1 pseudogene is annotated in these 261 nt (G+C 49.4%); it reads left to right on the top strand.

Annotated elements, in window-relative coordinates:
* Positions 1 to 261, top strand: a pseudogene (locus AAEY75_RS15785) (ATP-dependent DNA helicase RecG); the annotation flags it as partial.

Raw genomic sequence — 261 nt, forward strand, 5'->3', positions numbered from 1 at the left:
CGCTATGACCGCCTATGCCGACTTAGAAACCTCTGTGATTGACGAGCTACCACCTGGGCGTACGCCAATCACAACAGTGGCACTTCCTGATACTCGCAGAGACGATATTATTGCCCGCGTTAAATTAGCGTGTAACGAGCAAGGCCGCCAAGTTTATTGGGTGTGTACACTTATTGATGAATCTGAAGTACTGCAATGCCAAGCCGCCGAAGACAGTACACTGCAGTTAAAAGAGGCGCTACCAGAGCTAAACGTAGGCTT

The sequence above is a fragment of the Psychrobacter sp. TB55-MNA-CIBAN-0194 genome, assembly GCF_040309505.1.
GTDB classification, from domain to species: domain Bacteria; phylum Pseudomonadota; class Gammaproteobacteria; order Pseudomonadales; family Moraxellaceae; genus Psychrobacter; species Psychrobacter fozii.